Below are 1,182 nucleotides of genomic sequence, written 5' to 3'. Positions count from 1 at the left end.
GAAGGCTTTGATTTTAGCATTAAAAGATTCTGCTGATGCGTTTGTGGATTTATTATCAAAGTAATTTAATATCGTTTCGTAGTTATTTTGGATAGTCCTTGCTATTGTGTTAAATGATTTAAAACCTGCCTCTTCTATCTTGTTGTACCATAAAGCCAGTTTTTTAAAGGCAATCATTCTAGACTTGGAGTGGCTGAGTATGGAGGATAGCTCCTGTGAAATCTTATAGGCCCTGTGCAAATCAGGATATAGTTTAAACAGCAGTTCCGCTCTATGGCTTTGGGATGGCGACCAGTTCACTTCTTTTTTAAACAATAGATACCTGCTCCTTGCCAATAACTGTTTTACYGTATCTCCATTTTCCAGTACTTGAGGCAGCCATTTTTGCTTCGTTTCCCTAGCAAGGTCCATTTCCATATTTTCTTGTTCAATAGCATCCCATCGGTGCTTTATTCTTATTTCTTGAACACCCTCATTTGCCAATTGCTGTACATGGAACCGGTCTGAAACAAGCTTAGCTTTTGGAAAACTTCTTCTAACAATCCTTGCCATGGTTGGTGCCAGATCCAGGGTCACCTCTTTTACTTTTTTCCTTGCCCGTTCTGCTATCTTTTGAAGGACTTTGATAACCGATTCGCTTTCTGTACCTTTTACAATTGCAACCAGAGCACCCTTTTTCCCTTTTGCAGCCTTGTTGGTAAGTATCGTATAAAGTTCCCCCTGTGAGAGACTGGTTTCATCAATAGAAAGATACTCGCCAATATTATCAGGAAAGACTAGCCAGTTTTCCGCATATTCTGCATGCTCCCAATTGGCAAAACCACTTAAATGGCTGGCATACTGCTCTTCCAATCGTTTGCCATCAACTCCAAAAAAGTTGCCAAGGGTCTTACAGCTTATTGGGCTTGAATCCAAATAGGCTTTCAAAAAAAAAGGCAAACTCCTGCGTCATCTTTGTGCCTTCGGCAACCAAATCCCAATCCCTGAACACGATCTTCCCCGTGCTGGAATTAAGCCATTTACGGCGCTTTAGCCTCAAAAAACAGGGCTTTCCACGCAATGGAAAATCACGAACTGAAACCTCCTCAAAAAAACCTTTAGAAAGTAGCTTCTCACCAACAAATTCTTGGGGATGGATATTCTTTTCAATGAGATAAATATAAGTGGAGCCATTAACCGTTT

2 protein-coding genes are annotated in these 1,182 nt (G+C 40.5%); both read right to left on the bottom strand.

Going from position 1 to position 1,182, the window contains the following annotated elements; translation table 11 throughout:
- Positions 1-927, bottom strand: a 927-nt coding sequence (locus FA045_RS18760) for an ISAon1 family transposase (RefSeq protein WP_205943203.1), incomplete at its 3' end; no start/stop codon positions are given.
- Positions 890-1,182 (bottom strand): ISAon1 family transposase N-terminal region protein (locus FA045_RS18755; RefSeq protein WP_136878601.1); only part of this gene is annotated, 293 nt, incomplete at its 5' end. The genes FA045_RS18760 and FA045_RS18755, both read right to left, overlap by 38 nt.

The sequence above is a fragment of the Pedobacter cryotolerans genome (assembly GCF_005116475.1).
In the GTDB taxonomy this organism is placed as follows: domain Bacteria; phylum Bacteroidota; class Bacteroidia; order Sphingobacteriales; family Sphingobacteriaceae; genus Pedobacter; species Pedobacter cryotolerans.
Note: the sequence above shows the minus strand (reverse complement) of the source record. Positions and strands in the feature narration are given on the sequence as shown.